The 15,845-nt window shown below is 47.1% G+C and carries 18 protein-coding genes; 15 read left to right on the top strand and 3 right to left on the bottom strand.

Annotated features, from left to right (window positions below; all coding sequences use genetic code 11):
- Window position 1 precedes the first annotated feature (1 nt).
- The 7 genes from JQX68_RS16505 to yunB all read left to right on the top strand — a co-directional run bounded on the left by JQX68_RS16505 (window position 2) and on the right by yunB (window position 6,129).
- Window positions 2-1,342 (top strand): allantoinase, encoded by a 1,341-nt coding sequence (locus tag JQX68_RS16505; protein WP_205440347.1) that lies wholly within the window; start codon window positions 2-4, stop codon window positions 1,340-1,342.
- 96 nt (window positions 1,343-1,438) lie between these two features.
- Window positions 1,439-1,786 carry a YunG family protein gene (locus JQX68_RS16500; protein WP_040081928.1) on the top strand — a complete coding sequence of 116 codons (348 nt, stop codon included), beginning with the start codon at window positions 1,439-1,441 and terminating at the stop codon, window positions 1,784-1,786.
- A gap of 37 nt (window positions 1,787-1,823) precedes the next feature.
- A complete protein-coding gene (locus JQX68_RS16495; protein ID WP_205440649.1) occupies window positions 1,824-2,690 on the top strand; it encodes a DUF72 domain-containing protein in 867 nt (288 codons plus the stop codon).
- The gene (locus JQX68_RS16490; protein ID WP_014665251.1) at window positions 2,690-3,511 is read left to right on the top strand and encodes a sulfite exporter TauE/SafE family protein; all 822 of its coding nucleotides are present in this window, start codon (window positions 2,690-2,692) and stop codon (window positions 3,509-3,511) included. The genes JQX68_RS16495 and JQX68_RS16490 overlap by 1 nt, the downstream gene beginning before the upstream one ends.
- A gap of 19 nt (window positions 3,512-3,530) precedes the next feature.
- On the top strand, window positions 3,531-4,919 hold the full coding sequence (locus JQX68_RS16485; protein ID WP_014665250.1) for a bifunctional metallophosphatase/5'-nucleotidase: 1,389 nt from the start codon (window positions 3,531-3,533) through the stop codon (window positions 4,917-4,919).
- Between the two features lie 64 nt (window positions 4,920-4,983).
- Window positions 4,984-5,289, top strand: a complete 306-nt coding sequence (locus JQX68_RS16480) for a YunC family protein (protein WP_014665249.1) — start codon at window positions 4,984-4,986, stop codon at window positions 5,287-5,289.
- A gap of 72 nt (window positions 5,290-5,361) precedes the next feature.
- Window positions 5,362-6,129 carry a sporulation protein YunB gene (yunB, locus tag JQX68_RS16475; RefSeq protein WP_147772491.1) on the top strand — a complete coding sequence of 256 codons (768 nt, stop codon included), beginning with the start codon at window positions 5,362-5,364 and terminating at the stop codon, window positions 6,127-6,129.
- A 27-nt stretch (window positions 6,130-6,156) separates the two neighbouring features.
- On the opposite strand, the gene lytH is transcribed toward yunB, so the two are convergent.
- Window positions 6,157-7,137 carry an L-Ala--D-Glu endopeptidase gene (gene lytH, locus JQX68_RS16470; protein WP_134975161.1) on the bottom strand — a complete coding sequence of 327 codons (981 nt, stop codon included), beginning with the start codon at window positions 7,135-7,137 and terminating at the stop codon, window positions 6,157-6,159.
- 234 nt (window positions 7,138-7,371) lie between these two features.
- Between lytH and lipA the strand changes: the two genes are divergently transcribed.
- Window positions 7,372-8,268 carry a lipoyl synthase gene (lipA, locus tag JQX68_RS16465; RefSeq protein WP_003222888.1) on the top strand — a complete coding sequence of 299 codons (897 nt, stop codon included), beginning with the start codon at window positions 7,372-7,374 and terminating at the stop codon, window positions 8,266-8,268.
- Window positions 8,269-8,283: 15 nt separating this feature from the next.
- Here lipA and JQX68_RS16460 read toward each other — a convergent pair whose 3' ends face one another.
- On the bottom strand, window positions 8,284-8,916 hold the full coding sequence (locus JQX68_RS16460) for a YhcN/YlaJ family sporulation lipoprotein (protein ID WP_040081931.1): 633 nt from the start codon (window positions 8,914-8,916) through the stop codon (window positions 8,284-8,286).
- A gap of 113 nt (window positions 8,917-9,029) precedes the next feature.
- Between JQX68_RS16460 and JQX68_RS16455 the strand changes: the two genes are divergently transcribed.
- From JQX68_RS16455 to nucF, 3 genes are read left to right on the top strand one after another with little or no spacing between them, the layout of a single operon-like run.
- The gene (locus JQX68_RS16455) at window positions 9,030-9,305 is read left to right on the top strand and encodes a YutD family protein (RefSeq protein ID WP_003228682.1); all 276 of its coding nucleotides are present in this window, start codon (window positions 9,030-9,032) and stop codon (window positions 9,303-9,305) included.
- 23 nt (window positions 9,306-9,328) lie between these two features.
- Window positions 9,329-9,763 carry a DUF86 domain-containing protein gene (locus JQX68_RS16450; protein ID WP_014665245.1) on the top strand — a complete coding sequence of 145 codons (435 nt, stop codon included), beginning with the start codon at window positions 9,329-9,331 and terminating at the stop codon, window positions 9,761-9,763.
- 28 nt (window positions 9,764-9,791) lie between these two features.
- Entirely contained in the window at window positions 9,792-10,562 is a 771-nt protein-coding gene (gene nucF / locus JQX68_RS16445; protein WP_205440346.1) for a 5' nucleotidase NucF, read from the top strand.
- 26 nt (window positions 10,563-10,588) lie between these two features.
- Here the strand turns inward: nucF and JQX68_RS16440 are convergent, their stop codons facing one another.
- On the bottom strand, window positions 10,589-11,089 hold the full coding sequence (locus tag JQX68_RS16440; RefSeq protein WP_003243814.1) for a phosphatidylglycerophosphatase A family protein: 501 nt from the start codon (window positions 11,087-11,089) through the stop codon (window positions 10,589-10,591).
- Between the two features lie 152 nt (window positions 11,090-11,241).
- On the opposite strand from JQX68_RS16440, the gene cotNH reads away from it, so the two are divergent.
- From cotNH to thrB, 4 genes are all read left to right on the top strand, one after another.
- Entirely contained in the window at window positions 11,242-12,261 is a 1,020-nt protein-coding gene (gene cotNH / locus JQX68_RS16435) for a spore coat-associated protein CotNH (protein ID WP_147772489.1), read from the top strand.
- A gap of 200 nt (window positions 12,262-12,461) precedes the next feature.
- Complete coding sequence (locus JQX68_RS16430; RefSeq protein ID WP_069840266.1) at window positions 12,462-13,763, top strand: homoserine dehydrogenase; 1,302 nt, start codon at window positions 12,462-12,464, stop codon at window positions 13,761-13,763.
- Complete coding sequence (gene thrC / locus JQX68_RS16425; RefSeq protein WP_103032348.1) at window positions 13,763-14,821, top strand: threonine synthase; 1,059 nt, start codon at window positions 13,763-13,765, stop codon at window positions 14,819-14,821. Before JQX68_RS16430 ends, thrC begins: the two co-directional genes overlap by 1 nt.
- Window positions 14,818-15,747 (top strand): homoserine kinase, encoded by a 930-nt coding sequence (gene thrB / locus JQX68_RS16420; RefSeq protein WP_014665240.1) that lies wholly within the window; start codon window positions 14,818-14,820, stop codon window positions 15,745-15,747. Before thrC ends, thrB begins: the two co-directional genes overlap by 4 nt.
- The last annotated feature ends 98 nt before the right edge of the window (window positions 15,748-15,845 follow it).

The following is a 15,845-nucleotide window of genomic DNA, read 5'->3' as shown; positions in this document are numbered from 1 at the left end:
TATGGCTTACGATATGGTCATAAAAGGTGCAAAGGCAGTTACGCCAGATGGCGTTACAGAAGCTGATATTGCAGTTCAAAACGGTGTCATTGCCGAGATAGGTTCTGACATCGAAGCAAGCGGGACGGAAATCATCCAGGCAGACGGGACATACGTGTTTCCTGGTACGATAGACTGCCATGTTCATTTTAATGAACCGGGCAGGGAAGATTGGGAGGGATTTGAAACAGGTTCTCAAATGATGGCCGCAGGCGGCTGCACCACCTTTTTTGATATGCCGCTCAACTGCATTCCATCAACCGTGACGGCAGAGCACCTTCTCGCAAAAGCTGAGCTGGGCAGGCAAAAATCTGCCGTGGATTTTGCGCTATGGGGCGGTCTTGTGCCTGGCCATATCGAGGACATCCGCCCGATGGCTGAAGCGGGAGCGATCGGGTTTAAAGCGTTTTTATCAAAGTCAGGCACTGATGAGTTCCGCTCTGTTGATGAACGGACATTGCTTAAAGGTATGGCGGAAATTGCGGCTGCAGGAAAAATCCTCGCTCTTCACGCAGAAAGCGATGCGATCACAAGCTATTTGCAGATGGTTTTGGCCAATAAAGGAAAGGTGGATGCGGATGCGTACGCCGCCTCCCGCCCGGAGGAAGCCGAAGCTGAAGCGGTGTATCGCACGATTCAGTATGCGAGGGTGACAGGCTGTCCGGTTCATTTTGTTCATATCAGTACGGCGAAAGCGGTTCAGCTGATCAGAGAGGCGAAACAGGAAGGGCTCGATGTTTCGGTCGAAACATGCCCGCATTATGCCTTATTCAGCCATGACGATTTACGGGAAAAGGGCTCTGTCGCGAAATGCGCGCCGCCGCTCCGCTCACTGCAATCGAAGGAAGCGCTGGTCGAGGCGCTCATTGCGGGGCACATTGACATGGTTTCCTCAGACCATTCCCCTTGCCGTCCGTCTTTGAAGCGGGAGGATAATTTGTTTTTATCATGGGGCGGAATCAGCGGCGGGCAGTTTACTTTATTAGGGATGCTGGAACTGGCGCTTGAGCATCAGATTCCGTTTGAAATCATCGTTGAATGGACAGCGGCGGCACCTGCGAAACGATTCGGCCTTCAGAAAAAAGGGCGGCTTGAAGCGGGGTGTGATGCGGATTTTGTGCTCGTCAGCATGGAGCCGTACACTGTCACTAGAGAATCGATGTTTGCAAAGCATAAAATAAGCATTTACGAAGGACATACATTTCCCTGCCGTATTTCGGCCACTTACAGCAAAGGCCGGTGCGTGTACAATGATGGGGAAAAAGTCAGCGGAATTGACGGAGCGCTGGTCGTTCCTTCGTAAGCCCGGCGGATTTTACCGCCGGGTTTTTTGATTTCTGCCGTTCTTGTTTTTAAAATTTCATCAACGTGGTATCTTTTTTAAAAGGAGGCGGAGGCAGTGGAGCATGTCAAATACATACTTAAGCAATCTTGGTCTCGCCATACGAGCTCTAAATGGACGGAAGAATGCCCGTCATGCGGCCAATGCGGTGTGACGGCACTGGTGATTCAGGATCAATTCGGCGGCGCCATTCTGAAAACAAGAGTCGGTGAGAGCTGGCATTTTTATAACAGCTTCAATGGTGTGGTGTACGATTTTACGAGTGAGCAGTTTCAGGCGCCTATTGAATATCAGCATATTCCTTCCACAAGAGAAGAGGCGTTTTTAGATACGAATGAGGAACAATATCAGCATTTGAGTTCTGCTTTTTCCCGCCATATGAACAGCATTTCCGAGGAAACCTGAAAACACGTGTGATAAACTGAAAGAGAGGTGAATGAGTGTGATTTATATTGGACTGACGGGATGGGGGGATCATGACAGCATCTATCCGCCGAAGACGACCAGCCAGAAAAAATTGCAGGCCTATTCCTCCCATTTTCCGATCGTGGAATTAGACGCGAGCTTTTACGCGATTCAGCCGGCTCGCAATAATGAAAAGTGGGTCAAGGAAACGCCCGAAACCTTCCAATTTATCGTGAAAGCATATCAGGGCATGACAGGGCATCAGCGCGGTGAAATTCCCTTTGACTCAAAAGAGGAGATGTTTGATGCGTTTAAGGTGTCTTTAACGCCATATTTACATAGCAACAAGCTCGCCATGGTGCTGTTTCAATTTCCGCCGTGGTTTGACTGCAAGAAGGAGAATGTCGCCTATTTGAGATGGTGCAAGCACCAAATGGGAGATATCCCTTGTGCGCTTGAATTCAGAAACCGTTCCTGGTTCTCGCCGCCGTTTTATGAGCAGACGCTTTCATTTATGAAAGCGGAAGGCTGGATTCACAGTGTTTGTGATGAACCGCAAATCGGAGAAGGCAGCGTTCCGACTGTGCTGCGCGCGACCGATGAAAACAAAACGCTCGTCAGGTTTCACGGACGCAACAAGCAGGGCTGGATGAAGCCTGACGGCGGGAAAAACTGGCGCGAGGTCAGGTACCTATACCGCTACAACCAACAGGAGTTGGAGGATTGGAAAAAGCACCTGAATGAATTGCAGCAGCAATGTAAGGATATTTTTGTCCTGTTCAACAATAATTCCGGCGGTGACGCCGCGGATAACGGCAAGCAGATGCTTGAACTGCTTGATATCGAGTACAGCGGACTTGCTCCGAGACAGCTCGATTTATTTTTGAAAAGAGGTTTTTACTGATGTCGTTTGTGATTTTGGTCGTCCTGGGATTAATCGCAGGTACGGTAGGAAGTCTGATCGGGCTTGGCGGCGGAATTGTCATTGTGCCGTCTTTGATGTTTTTAAGCACAGTGACGCCGCTGTTTCAGGATGTGACGCCGCAGGTTGCGATTGGAACTTCGCTTTTGGTCATTATTTTTACGGGTCTTTCTTCAACTTTGGCTTATATTAAATATAAAATCGTTGATTATAAGAGCGGGCTCATTTTCTTTATCGGTTCAGGTCCCGGCAGCATAATCGGGGCTTATGTGTCAAAGCTGTTCAATTCAAACTCATTTTCCGTTTGGTTTGGCATTTTTATGATTCTGATTTCATTATCCTTAATGCTGAAAGCGAAAGCCCGGCCCATTAACAAAGCGCACAAAGGGATTATCCGGACATTTCAGGATGATGCCGGTGAGCCTTATACGTACTCATATCAGGCCCCTGTCGGTATTGCCATTGCCTTTGTTGTCGGTTTTTTAGGCGGGCTTTTCGGAATAGGCGGCGGATCACTGATGGTTCCGGCGATGATGCTGTTATTTTTGTTTCCGCCGAAGGTTGCGGTCGCAACATCCATGTTTATTATTTTCCTGTCTTCTATGACAGGGTCTGTTTCACATATTATTTCCGGGCACGTCAATTGGCTGTACGCCCTCGCGCTTGTGCCCGGCGCTTGGTTCGGCGGAAAGCTTGGCGCCGCCATCAACAGAAAAATGCAGACGAAAACGATCGTTATGATCATGCGGATCGTATTGATTTTGATCGGCTGCCAGCTCATTTATGAAGGCATTTTCAGCTGAACGATTAGGGAGAGATATTATGAAGGAGAAGCTCCGCTTATATCATACAAATGATTTGCACAGCCATTTTGAAAACTGGCCGAAAATTGTAGATTATATCGAGCAGAAAAGAAAAGAGCATCAATCAGACAGCGAAGAGACGCTCGTATTTGATATTGGCGATCATCTTGATCGTTTTCAATTCGTGACAGAGGCGACATTCGGAAAAGCCAATGTCGATCTCTTAAACCGCCTTCACATTGATGGAGCGGCGATCGGCAATAACGAAGGGATTACGCTTCCGCATGAAGAGCTTGCTGCTTTATATGATCATGCTGAATTTCCTGTTATCGTCTCCAACCTGTTTGATAAAAACGGAAACCGTCCGTCCTGGGCGGTGCCTTACCATATCAAATCATTGAAAAACGGTATGTCCATTGCTTTCTTAGGCGTAACTGTGCCGTATTATCCCGTTTATGACAAGCTGGGGTGGACAGTAACGGATGCCCTTGATAGCGTAAAGGAAACCATTCAGGAAGTGAAAGGGCAGGCGGATATCATCGTCCTGCTGTCGCATTTAGGCATTCTTGATGATCAAGCAGTGGCTGAAGCGGTACCTGAGATTGATGTCATTCTCGAATCGCACACCCATCATTTGCTTGAAGACGGACAAGTGGTGAACGGGGTATTGCTTGCCAGTGCTGAGAAATACGGGCATTATGTCGGCTGTGTAGAAATCACGGTGGACAGTGTACAGCGAAGCATCATCAGCAAAACAGCGTCTGTGCAGAACATGGCGGAATGGATAGGAGAATCCGCAGAAACAAAAGCGTTTCTTAATGAAAAAGAACGTGAAGCTGAGGAGAAGCTCTCCGATGCCGTTGCGGAGCTTGCCCAAGATGCTGAGGTGAAGTGGTTTGAAGAATCAGAGCTGCCGTTGCTTTTGGCGTACGCGTTAAAAGAATGGTGCGAGACGGACATCAGTATGGTGAATTCAGGTGTCATTCTCGGTCCGCTGAAAGCAGGCCCTGTGACGAAACTGGATCTGCACCGCATCTGTCCGCATCCGATCAACCCGGTGGCTGTCCGCCTGACGGGTGAAGAACTGAAGGAAACCATTGTCCATGCCGCTTCCGAACAAATGGAACAGCTCCGGATCAAAGGACTTGGCTTCCGCGGAGAAGTGATGGGGAAAATGGTGTATGCCGGCGTTGAGGTAGAAACGAAACGGCTCGATGACGGGATCACGCATGTCACCCGCATCACGCTGAACGGGGAAGATATTGAAAAACATAAACAATACTCCGTTGCGGTGCTTGATATGTTTACGCTCGGCAAACTGTTTCCATTGATTCGCGACGCGGCAGAAAAAGAATACTTTATGCCGGAATTTTTGCGGGATCTGCTCGCTTGGAAGCTCGCGCAATAAGGCTGTCAGCCCACAACAAGCTGTGCCCTTCATCATAAAATGATGAATGAAGGGAGTGGTTGACGTGGTAAATCTGACACCGATCATGATAGAAGGACAGCCTTTTACAGCTGTGACAGTAAAGCTTCCCAAAACGAATTTTATGGCCGTCACCAATGATCACGGATACATTATGTGCGGCGCGCTTGATGTGGCGCTGCTGAATGAGAAATTAAAGGAGCGCGGCATCGTGGCGGGGCGCGCAGTTGGTGTCCGCACCATTGACCAGCTGTTAGACGCACCTTTAGAATCCGTCACGTACGCCGCGGAAGATCTTGGCATTCAAGTCGGCATGAGCGGCAGAGAAGCGCTTTTAAAAATGGTGAAATAAAATAAATTGGCCCCGGCTATTACTATGTCCCCTCTTACAAGCATACATTGTGATATGTAAGGGGGGATTTTCTTGCCAAGATATCGCGGCCCTTTTCGCAAGAGAGGACCTTTGCCTTTCCGTTACGTGATGCTCCTGTCAGTTGTCTTTTTTATCCTGTCAACAACGGTCAGCCTTTGGATGATCAATGGCTCGATCAAACCTGTTTTAATGGACATCGGCGAGATGGAAACGAAGCGTATCGCGACAGAGGTGATCCAGGATTCGATTGAGGACTATATGTCTGACAGTGAAAATATGAAAGATATGTTTCAAATGAATTCTGATGAAAATGGAAACTTAACGACAATCGATTTTAATACACAGGTTGTAAACAGTGTAAAAACAAAAGTGACAAAGCAGCTTCAGGCTCATCTGAAAGAGATGGAAACCCATACCGGACATAGCGGCGCCAGTGAAAACATTATGATCAACATTCCGCTGGGACAGGTAACCGGCAACAGCCTTCTTGGAAACCTCGGGCCAAAAATCCCGGTCCGGTTCAATTTAATCGGTGACGCTTTTACAGATGTCAAAACCAAAATCAAGCCGTATGGCATAAATAACGCACTTATTGATATCAGCATCTTTGTCGAAATTAAAGTGAAGGTCATCATTCCATTTGCCAGCAAAACCGCTGTCGTCACAAATAATGTTCCTGTATCGATTAAAGCAGTGCAGGGCGAGGTGCCGCAGTTTTATAATGGAAGCGGCGGCTCGGGTGTCACGCCTTCTGTCCAGCTTCCGAGCAGCAAAGAAGAAGACGGTGCCGAATCAAAAAAAGAAAAAAGCAGCAAATAAGCCGCCTGTCGAAGAGGCGGCTTTTTGTTACTTCTTTTTTTTGTATTCATATCGCTCCCACGCTCTCAAATGCGGGTATGGATCAAATGACCATTCGGTTTTTCCGTTATCTTTGTACATGCCATAGTGCAGATGCGGCGGGAACTTCCCGGCGGTTCCCGGAGGGCCGTATCCGGAGCTTCCGACTGATCCGATCACTTGGCCGGGCTCAACGATTTGTCCAGTTTTAATCCCTTTGGCAAACCCATTGAGGTGGGCAAAATAATGATACGTATTGTTAATGTCCCTGATGCCGATTCTCCATCCTCCGAAGCGGTTCCAGCCCTTCATTTCGACAACGCCGTAACATGTGGATTTGACAGGAAGGCCGTAATGGGCAAAGATATCCGTACCTTCATGAATCCGTCTTCCTCCGAAGCCGCGGGCATCTCCCCACGTGCTTCGATAGCTGTAATCGGTTCTGATCGGAAGCGGGAATGCATGCTCGCCCAGGTCAATATGGCCGTAGGCTTTAAAAAGCTTCATGAATTCAGATATGATCCCCACTGTCTGATCGCGCCGGTAATAATGCCAAAGCCCAATGCGGATGTTGTCCTCATCTGTGCCGTACGACAGCAAGTATTGGCTGAACGTATACAAAATATCTTCATCGTTGCTGACCTCTGCTTTCCCGTCTCCATCGCCATCCATTCCGATTCCGTCAAACACTTTAATGCTTAACGGCGCATCATCTTTCGGATTTGGGTTTTCAGGCCCGCTCCAGATGTCATCGGGTATATGGATGCTGATGATTCCCGCCTTGTCGGGCAGATCTTTCCGGTTGCTCCGCACATTTTCCTCGTATTGATCAACAGCGGCGAGCGCATACCAAGGGATCTGCGTCACAGCCTCGATTTTATGATATAATTCCATCCGTTTCGACAGCACTGGATCTGAAAGCTTTTTTCCAGACGCAGAAGGCTCAAAGGCAAACAAAAGGAGAAGAAGAGCGGATAACAAAACTTTCACAAAATAATCTCCTTTCATATTGAATACACATAGTTTGCAGCAACCCGGCTTAAAAATGTCAGTAATCATCTTCCCTTGTCGAGAAATTTTTCCTATGTTAAAGTGTCTAAAGAAAAGACTTTCTTTAGTTAGAAAAACATTATTTTTGTTGCAGAAATAAAACCTGCACCTTTCTCGTTTTCAGAATGTTTCGTGTCAGAAATTGAGTATATTGGATATTGGAGATGATGGGAATTGGCAAAGAAAGACGAACACCTCAGAAAGCCCGAATGGCTCAAAATCAAATTAAATACAAATGAAAACTATACAGGGCTCAAAAAACTCATGCGGGAAAACAACCTGCATACCGTATGCGAAGAAGCAAAATGCCCGAATATTCATGAATGCTGGGCGGTCAGACGTACAGCGACATTTATGATTTTAGGTTCTGTTTGCACAAGAGCATGCCGTTTCTGCGCTGTCAAAACAGGACTTCCAACTGAGCTTGACCTGCAAGAGCCGGAACGCGTAGCGGATTCAGTCGCGCTTATGAATCTGAAGCACGCGGTCATTACGGCTGTGGCGCGTGACGATCAGAAAGACGGCGGGGCAGGCATTTTCGCGGAAACCGTCCGTGCAATCCGCAGAAAAAGCCCGTTCACAACAATTGAGGTGCTACCGTCTGATATGGGCGGAAACTACGATAACCTAAAAACCTTGATGGATACACGCCCAGACATCCTGAATCACAATATCGAAACGGTTCGCCGCCTGACGCCAAGAGTCCGCGCGCGTGCGACGTACGATCGTTCATTGGAATTTTTGCGCCGTGCGAAGGAAATGCAGCCTGACATTCCGACGAAATCAAGTATTATGATCGGACTCGGCGAAACCAAAGAAGAGATTATTGAAGTCATGGACGACCTCTTGGCGAACAACGTGGATATTATGGCAATCGGCCAATATCTGCAGCCGACGAAAAAACACTTGAAAGTCCAAAAATACTATCACCCTGATGAATTTGCAGAATTAAAGGAAATCGCGATGCAAAAAGGCTTCAGCCATTGCGAAGCCGGTCCGCTTGTCCGCTCTTCTTACCATGCGGATGAACAGGTAAACGAAGCATCTAAAAAGCGTCAAGCACAAGCGTAATGCCAAAACGCCAGATCATCTGGCGTTTTTGTCATTCCTATCGATTTTCATGTCCTGGTGTGTTTCTCCGTTGGCATTTTCATTCTCTGAGACGGGGCTTCCCTGCGGGGAGGTTTTCATTTCTTGAATCGTCCCCGACATGATCTCTCTGATATCTCTGGAACCAGAGCCGAGATTGCTGTAATTTTCGATGGACTGCATATGGTTTGGATTATCGGAAATATACACATGATAGTATCGCGGTATGACAGAAGCCGCTGTTTTTTTGACCTGATCGGCGGTCAGCTCCCGGTTTTTAGAATCGGTTTTGTATACGACAAGCGCTTCTCGGTCAGTCACCAATGTCGCAGCATCTTGAATATGGGGGAGCTGAACCGTTAAACTTGATATCATGTGAGCGGTTTCTTCCCGGTTCATCACCGGCGTTTTCTGCTGTTCGCCGTCAAATTGTTCTTTTTGATAGCGGACATAGCCAAATTGTTCGTTCTCATCATGCCTGTTAAAAGCCTCGTTGCGATCCGACACATGAATGGGTTTGGTTTGATTCTGTGTCTGATTGCGGACATTCTCGGCATTATCCAATCCTGCGCCTCCGCATCCGGATAAAAGTCCGGTCAGCAGGCAGAGGCTGATGGCAGTTCGTTTCATTTATCAATCCCTCCTCATGTGTAGGGTAGCCAAATCGCATGATTTATTCTTTAGCAATTGATGGGGACGAGGCAATGAATTATGATAGGAATGAGTGAAAAAGAGGTGAAATCATGATTCTTATTCAAAATGCCGAATTTGAATTGGTGCACAATTTCAAAGACGGCTTCAACGAAGAGGCTTTTAAAGCCCGCTACTCCGATATATTAAATAAATACGATTATATTGTGGGAGACTGGGGATACGGTCAGCTTAGGCTCAAGGGCTTCTTTGACGACCAGAATCAAAAGGCAACCTTCGAAACGAAAATCAGCACATTAGATGAATATATTTACGAATACTGCAATTTCGGCTGTGCGTATTTTGTCTTGAAACGGATCAGAAAATAAATATACACAAAGGGGATGCTGTCATGTATTTTGTTGACAGAAACAAAATAGAGAAAACACTGGGGTTCTTCGAGCACCAGCTGGCGCTATTTAACTCACAAACAGACTGGCAGACTGAATTCGGGGGACTGGCGCTTCAGCGTATAGGCCATCTGTTAATCGAATGCATTCTTGATACAGGCAATGACATGATTGACGGTTTTATTATGCGGGACCCGGGCAGCTATGATGACATTATGGATATACTTGTTGATGAAAAAGTTGTCACGGAAAAAGAGGGAACTGAGCTCAAGAAATTGATCGCCTACCGCAAAACATTGGTTCAACAGTACCTGCTCGCTGACAGCGGCGAGCTTTACAGGCTGATCAAGGCGCATCAAGCAGCCCTTCAAGACTTCCCGAAACGGATCAGAAGCTATTTGGAAACAGAGCTAGGACCTGTTTCCGCGTTTAAATAACAACTGGAAAGCTACAGGAGTGTTGGAAATGAAAACATATAAAGGGTATTTAATTGATTTAGACGGAACGATGTACAATGGCACGGAAAAAATCGAGGAAGCGTGTGAATTTGTCAGAACGCTGAAAGATCGCGGCGTTCCTTATCTTTTCGTGACAAACAACTCTTCGCGCACACCGAAGCAGGTGGCAGACAAGCTCATGTCTTTTGATATTCCGGCAACAGAAGAGCAGGTTTTCACGACAAGCATGGCTACTGCCCAGCATATTGCCCAGCAGAAAAAAGACGCGTCTGTATATGTGATTGGGGAGGAAGGAATCCGCCAGGCGATTGAAGAAAACGGCCTGACATTTGGCGGAGAAAACGCGGACTTTGTCGTTGTTGGTATCGACCGTTCCATTACATACGAAAAATTTGCTGTCGGCTGCCTGGCAATCAGAAATGGCGCCCGCTTTATTTCCACTAACGGAGATATTGCGATCCCGACTGAAAGAGGGCTTCTGCCTGGAAACGGCTCACTGACATCTGTGTTAACCGTTTCTACAGGTGTACAGCCTGTATTTATCGGCAAGCCGGAGTCAATCATTATGGAGCAGGCGATGCGCGTTCTCGGCACAGGAGTGTCTGAAACACTCATGGTCGGCGACAACTACGCGACTGATATTATGGCCGGCATTAACGCGGGTATGGATACGCTGCTCGTTCACACGGGCGTAACGAAAAGAGAGCATATGACAGACGAAATGGAAAAACCGACTCACGCCATTGACTCTCTGACTGAATGGATTCCATACATTTGAAAAAAGGGCGCCCCAAAAGGGTGCCCTTATTCTGTGTGCCGCGCGCGGTGTGCGAGCCTGCTTGAGGCCGCGGCGGAAATCGCCCCGACGATGTCATCCAGAAAGGTGTGGCATTCGCCGGTTGATTTATCATTTAATCGTTTAAGGATTCCGGGTTTTTCTTTGTCGATGTAACCGTAGTTCGTAAACCCGATCGATCCGTAAATGTTTACAATGGAAAATGCCAGAACTTCATCTACTCCATATAGGCTTTCATCTATTTCCAGCATCGTTTGCAGCGGTTCAGACAGTTTTTTCTGCTCAGCAAGAACATCCAATTCAATGCCCGTTAAAATCGCGTTTTGCACCTCGCGTTTTGCGAGAACACGATTGACGTTCAGCGTGCATTCATCAATGGTTAAATCCGGATGATATTTTTTCTGCAGAAAAAAGACAAGCTCGGCAATATCTGATACCTCTACGCCGCGCTCCTTCATCCGTGCTCTTGCTTTAGCTTCCATCTGACTGAATTGTTCGTTTTCTGACATCAGCTTCACCCAATCTTTTTTACTAGTTTATACAAAATGTTTGAGAAGTTTACGACTTTTTCTTGCGCCTTGTTCGGATTAAAATATGTATTCATAATTCCGGCTCTGTATGACTACGATGTGATGAGCCCTAATTCAACAGGCAGGTGATCATGGTGAAAGGTACAATAAAAGAAAAATACGGCATTCACATCAGGCAGCTCTCCGTGTACCAGCACACATATCAATGCTTTCAGACGCCTAATTCATTCTTTCTGATAGTCCCCGTTTCCCAATTCTCAGATACAGAGCTGGCGGAGCTTTATTACATGAGTCAGTATTTACAAGAACAAAGTGACCCATACGTTTCGGTTTTTATCTTTACAAAAGAAGGCGAGCTGACATTTGAACATGAAGAAAAAACGTACGCTCTGCTGAAGGCGGCCCCCCCTTATTCAAACAGGGCGTTCTCCATTGGAGCGGAGCTGGCGGAATTTCACCGAAAAGGCCGAGGGTATCCGTATGAGGTGAAGGCAGCCGGAAGAATCGGCCAGTGGAAGGATCTGTGGGGAAAACGCATTGATCAGCTGGAGGTGTTTTGGCAGCGAAAGGTTCATAGCCCTCCTCACGAGCCATTCGATAAAAAAATGATCGAGTCATTTCCATATTATTTAGGACTGTCAGAAAACGCGATCCAATATTTAGTGGACACGGAGCTGGATGACAAGCCCCAAGCCGCTGATTCAGGAACGATATGCCATCAGCGGATGGAAAGGCATACATGGTCACCCGAATCACTGATCAGAATTCCGGCGGATTGGGTGTTTGACCACGCTTCCCGTGATATGGCTGAATATATGAGACATACGTTTTTGCACCACAGACAAGATTTTCAACAGCAGGGCTTTCTCTTTTTGCAGGAATACGAGCAAGTCACACCGCTGTCTTCGTTTTCGAAACGCCTTTTATACAGCCGCCTGCTTTTTCCGCTTCATTATTTTGAAATTGTGGAAAGCTATTACATGTCTTCAGAATCAGAAAAGCATTATTTTGAAGAACAGCTTGACTTTATTCTTAATGACTGTAAGCGTTATGAACAATTTCTCAATACAGCGCAGGAATTCATGAATATGAGGGCGCAGAAGCTGTTTGTTCCCCGCGTCAGCTGGCTCGGCAAAGGCAGCTCAGGGTGAGGAGAAAATCTGACAAAAATAATTAGAAAATAAAGAATCTTGTCATATCAATGTGTTAAGCGTTTACATTCGAAAAATTCAGCCTATCGCTGTCTTGTCAAAACAGAAGCGGGCTTATATAATGTTTGTAACTTATATGTCTGTGTTGAGTTAACAATTGTCTTTTTCAAGAGGACAATCAAAAGAAAGGTGGAGTTTTTTTGAAAGCGATTCGTGTAGGGCTTTTAGGTTTAGGTACCGTGGGAAGCGGTGTCGTTAAAATTATTCAAGATCATCAGGATAAGCTTATGCATCAGGTCGGCTGTCCGGTTACGATAAAAAAAGTGCTTGTAAAAGATATTGAGAAAAAGAGAGAAGTAGATTTGCCGAAAGAAGTGCTCACGAAAGAAGTATATGATGTCATTGATGATCCGGATGTTGATGTCATCATCGAGGTGATCGGCGGAGTTGAGCAGACAAAACAATATTTGGTCGACGCGCTGAGATCGAAAAAGCATGTTGTCACAGCAAACAAGGACTTAATGGCTGTGTACGGCTCCGAGCTGCTGGCTGAAGCGAAGGAAAATGGGTGCGATATCTACTTTGAAGCCAGTGTTGCCGGCGGGATTCCGATTCTGCGCACGTTAGAGGAAGGCCTCTCATCAGACCGGATTACAAAAATGATGGGAATTGTGAACGGCACAACGAACTTTATCTTAACAAAAATGATCAAAGAAAAAAGCCCTTACGAGGAAGTGCTCAAGGAAGCCCAGGATCTCGGTTTTGCCGAAGCTGATCCGACTTCAGACGTGGAAGGGCTTGACGCCGCACGGAAAATGGCGATATTGGCGCGCCTCGGCTTCTCGATGAACGTGGATTTGGAAGACGTTAAGGTAAAGGGGATCTCCCAGATTACAGACGAGGACATCAGCTTCAGCAAACGTCTCGGCTATACAATGAAGCTGATCGGGATTGCCCAGCGTGACGGCAGCAAAATCGAAGTCAGCGTACAGCCGACACTGCTTCCTGACCACCATCCGCTTTCTGCTGTTCATAATGAGTTTAACGCCGTTTATGTATACGGCGAGGCTGTCGGTGAGACGATGTTCTACGGACCGGGAGCCGGAAGCATGCCGACAGCGACCTCCGTTGTTTCTGACCTTGTCGCTGTCATGAAAAATATGCGCCTCGGCGTAACCGGCAATAGCTTTGTCGGGCCGCAATATGAGAAAAACATGAAATCGCCGTCTGACATTTACGCACAGCAGTTTTTAAGAATTCATGTAAAAGATGAGGTTGGTTCATTCTCGAAAATTACGTCTGTGTTCTCAGAACGGGGCGTGAGCTTTGAGAAAATTCTTCAGCTGCCAATTAAAGGCCATGATGAGTTAGCAGAAATCGTAATTGTCACACACCATACATCAGAAGCTGATTTCAGTGATATCCTGCAAAATCTAAATGATTTGGAAGTCGTTCAAGAAGTCAAAAGCACATATCGTGTAGAAGGGAACGGTTGGAGCTAATGTGGAAAGGACTTATCCATCAATATAAAGAATTTTTACCTGTAACAGATCAAACACCGGCGCTTACTTTACATGAAGGAAACACGCCTCTTATTCACCTGCCGAAGCTGTCTGAGCAGCTCGGAATTGAGCTTCATGTCAAAACGGAGGGCGTCAATCCTACTGGATCATTTAAAGATCGCGGAATGGTTATGGCTGTGGCGAAGGCAAAAGAAGAAGGCAATGACACAATTATGTGCGCGTCAACAGGTAACACTTCCGCTGCTGCGGCAGCCTATGCAGCCCGCGCTAACATGAAATGCATCGTCATTATCCCGAACGGAAAAATTGCGTTTGGAAAACTCGCTCAAGCAGTCATGTACGGAGCCGAGATTATCGCAATTGACGGAAACTTTGACGACGCGCTTAAAATTGTCCGTTCCATCTGTGAGAAATCACCGATTGCCCTTGTCAACTCAGTCAACCCTTACCGCATTGAAGGCCAAAAAACTGCTGCCTTCGAAGTGTGCGAACAGCTGGGGGAAGCGCCGGATGTGTTAGCGATCCCAGTTGGAAACGCGGGAAATATCACTGCGTACTGGAAAGGCTTCAAGGAATATCATGAGAAAAACGGCACAGGCCTTCCAAAAATGCGCGGCTTTGAAGCGGAGGGCGCTGCGGCAATTGTGCGCAATGAAGTGATTGAAAATCCGGAAACAATAGCGACGGCCATTCGGATTGGAAACCCGGCAAGCTGGGACAAAGCGGTAAAGGCAGCCGAGGAATCCAATGGGAAAATTGACGAAGTCACTGATGATGAAATCCTTCACGCCTATCAGCTGATTGCCCGTGAAGAAGGCGTGTTTGCAGAACCAGGTTCTTGCGCGTCTATCGCAGGAGTGCTGAAACAAGTGAAATCCGGGGAAATTCCGAAAGGCAGCAAGGTCGTGGCTGTGTTAACAGGAAACGGACTGAAAGATCCGAACACAGCGGTCGACATTTCAGAAATCAAGCCCGTCACATTGCCGACTGATGAAGAAAGCATCCTTGAATATATAAAAGGAGCGGCCCGTGTATGAACGAAGCCGACATGCTGTTCTCTGTCACTGTTCCCGGAAGCACGGCTAACCTGGGCCCCGGCTTTGATTCAGTCGGAATGGCGCTTAGCAGATATTTGAAGCTGACCGTCTTTGAAAGCGACAAATGGTCATTTGAAGCTGAAACAGAAACAGTCGCCGGAATTCCGGCGGGTACAGATAACCTGATCTATCAAGTGGCTAAACGGACCGCAGATTTATACGGAAAAGAAATGCCCCCTGTCCATGTGAAGGTGTGGAGCGACATCCCTCTTGCACGCGGCCTTGGCAGCAGCGCCGCGGCGATTGTAGCGGCCATTGAACTGGCTGATGAATTATGCGGCCTAAAGCTGTCTGAAGCGGACAAGCTGCATGTAGCCAGTTTAGAAGAAGGACACCCGGACAATGCTGGAGCGTCTCTCGTTGGCGGACTTGTGATCGGCCTTCATGAGGATGACGAGACCCAAATGATCCGCGTCCCGGATGCCGACATTGACGTTGTCGTTGTCATTCCTTTTTACGAAGTGCTGACAAGAGACGCAAGAGACGTGCTTCCGAAGGAGTTTCCATATGCCGACGCCGTAAAAGCAAGTGCTGTCAGCAATATGCTCATTGCTGCGATCATGTCCAAGGATTGGCCACTCGTCGGGAAAATGATGAAAAAGGATATATTTCACCAGCCGTACCGGGCGATGCTAGTGCCTGAGCTGTCTAAAGTAGAACACGTCGCCGAGATGAAGGGCGCATATGGAACGGCTCTCAGCGGGGCAGGCCCGACGATTCTCGTCATGACCGAAAAAGGAAAGGGAGAAGAGCTGAAGGAACAGCTCGCGCTTCATTTCCCTCATTGTGAAGTGGACGCTTTGACCGTTCCGAAAGAGGGAAGTATAATAGAGCGAAACCCTTTATATCAAGTAAAAAGTGTATAAATCATGCCAAGCGTCCCTCAGTCTCAGCTGAGGGCGCTTTTTTTGCTGGAGATAAAGGAGTTTTTATTTAGGAAAACGAAATACATGTAAAAAGGAGG

It is taken from the genome of Bacillus sp. LJBS06 (assembly GCF_016924995.1).
Lineage (GTDB): Bacteria > Bacillota > Bacilli > Bacillales > Bacillaceae > Bacillus > Bacillus stercoris.
This window is presented reverse-complemented; position numbering and strand designations above follow the sequence as displayed.

Excerpts from the sequence above, each read along its gene's own strand:
- JQX68_RS16505 (WP_205440347.1), top strand. The coding sequence starts at position 2 with ATGGCTTACGATATGGTCATAAAAGGTGCAAAGGCAGTTACGCCAGAT.
- JQX68_RS16490 (WP_014665251.1), top strand. The coding sequence starts at position 2,690 with ATGTCGTTTGTGATTTTGGTCGTCCTGGGATTAATCGCAGGTACGGTA.
- JQX68_RS16485 (WP_014665250.1), top strand. The coding sequence starts at position 3,531 with ATGAAGGAGAAGCTCCGCTTATATCATACAAATGATTTGCACAGCCAT.
- JQX68_RS16460 (WP_040081931.1), bottom strand. The coding sequence starts at position 8,916 with ATGAAACGAACTGCCATCAGCCTCTGCCTGCTGACCGGACTTTTATCC.
- JQX68_RS16455 (WP_003228682.1), top strand. The coding sequence starts at position 9,030 with ATGATTCTTATTCAAAATGCCGAATTTGAATTGGTGCACAATTTCAAA.
- JQX68_RS16450 (WP_014665245.1), top strand. The coding sequence starts at position 9,329 with ATGTATTTTGTTGACAGAAACAAAATAGAGAAAACACTGGGGTTCTTC.
- nucF (WP_205440346.1), top strand. The coding sequence starts at position 9,792 with ATGAAAACATATAAAGGGTATTTAATTGATTTAGACGGAACGATGTAC.
- JQX68_RS16440 (WP_003243814.1), bottom strand. The coding sequence starts at position 11,089 with ATGTCAGAAAACGAACAATTCAGTCAGATGGAAGCTAAAGCAAGAGCA.
- cotNH (WP_147772489.1), top strand. The coding sequence starts at position 11,242 with ATGGTGAAAGGTACAATAAAAGAAAAATACGGCATTCACATCAGGCAG.
- thrC (WP_103032348.1), top strand. The coding sequence starts at position 13,763 with ATGTGGAAAGGACTTATCCATCAATATAAAGAATTTTTACCTGTAACA.
- thrB (WP_014665240.1), top strand. The coding sequence starts at position 14,818 with ATGAACGAAGCCGACATGCTGTTCTCTGTCACTGTTCCCGGAAGCACG.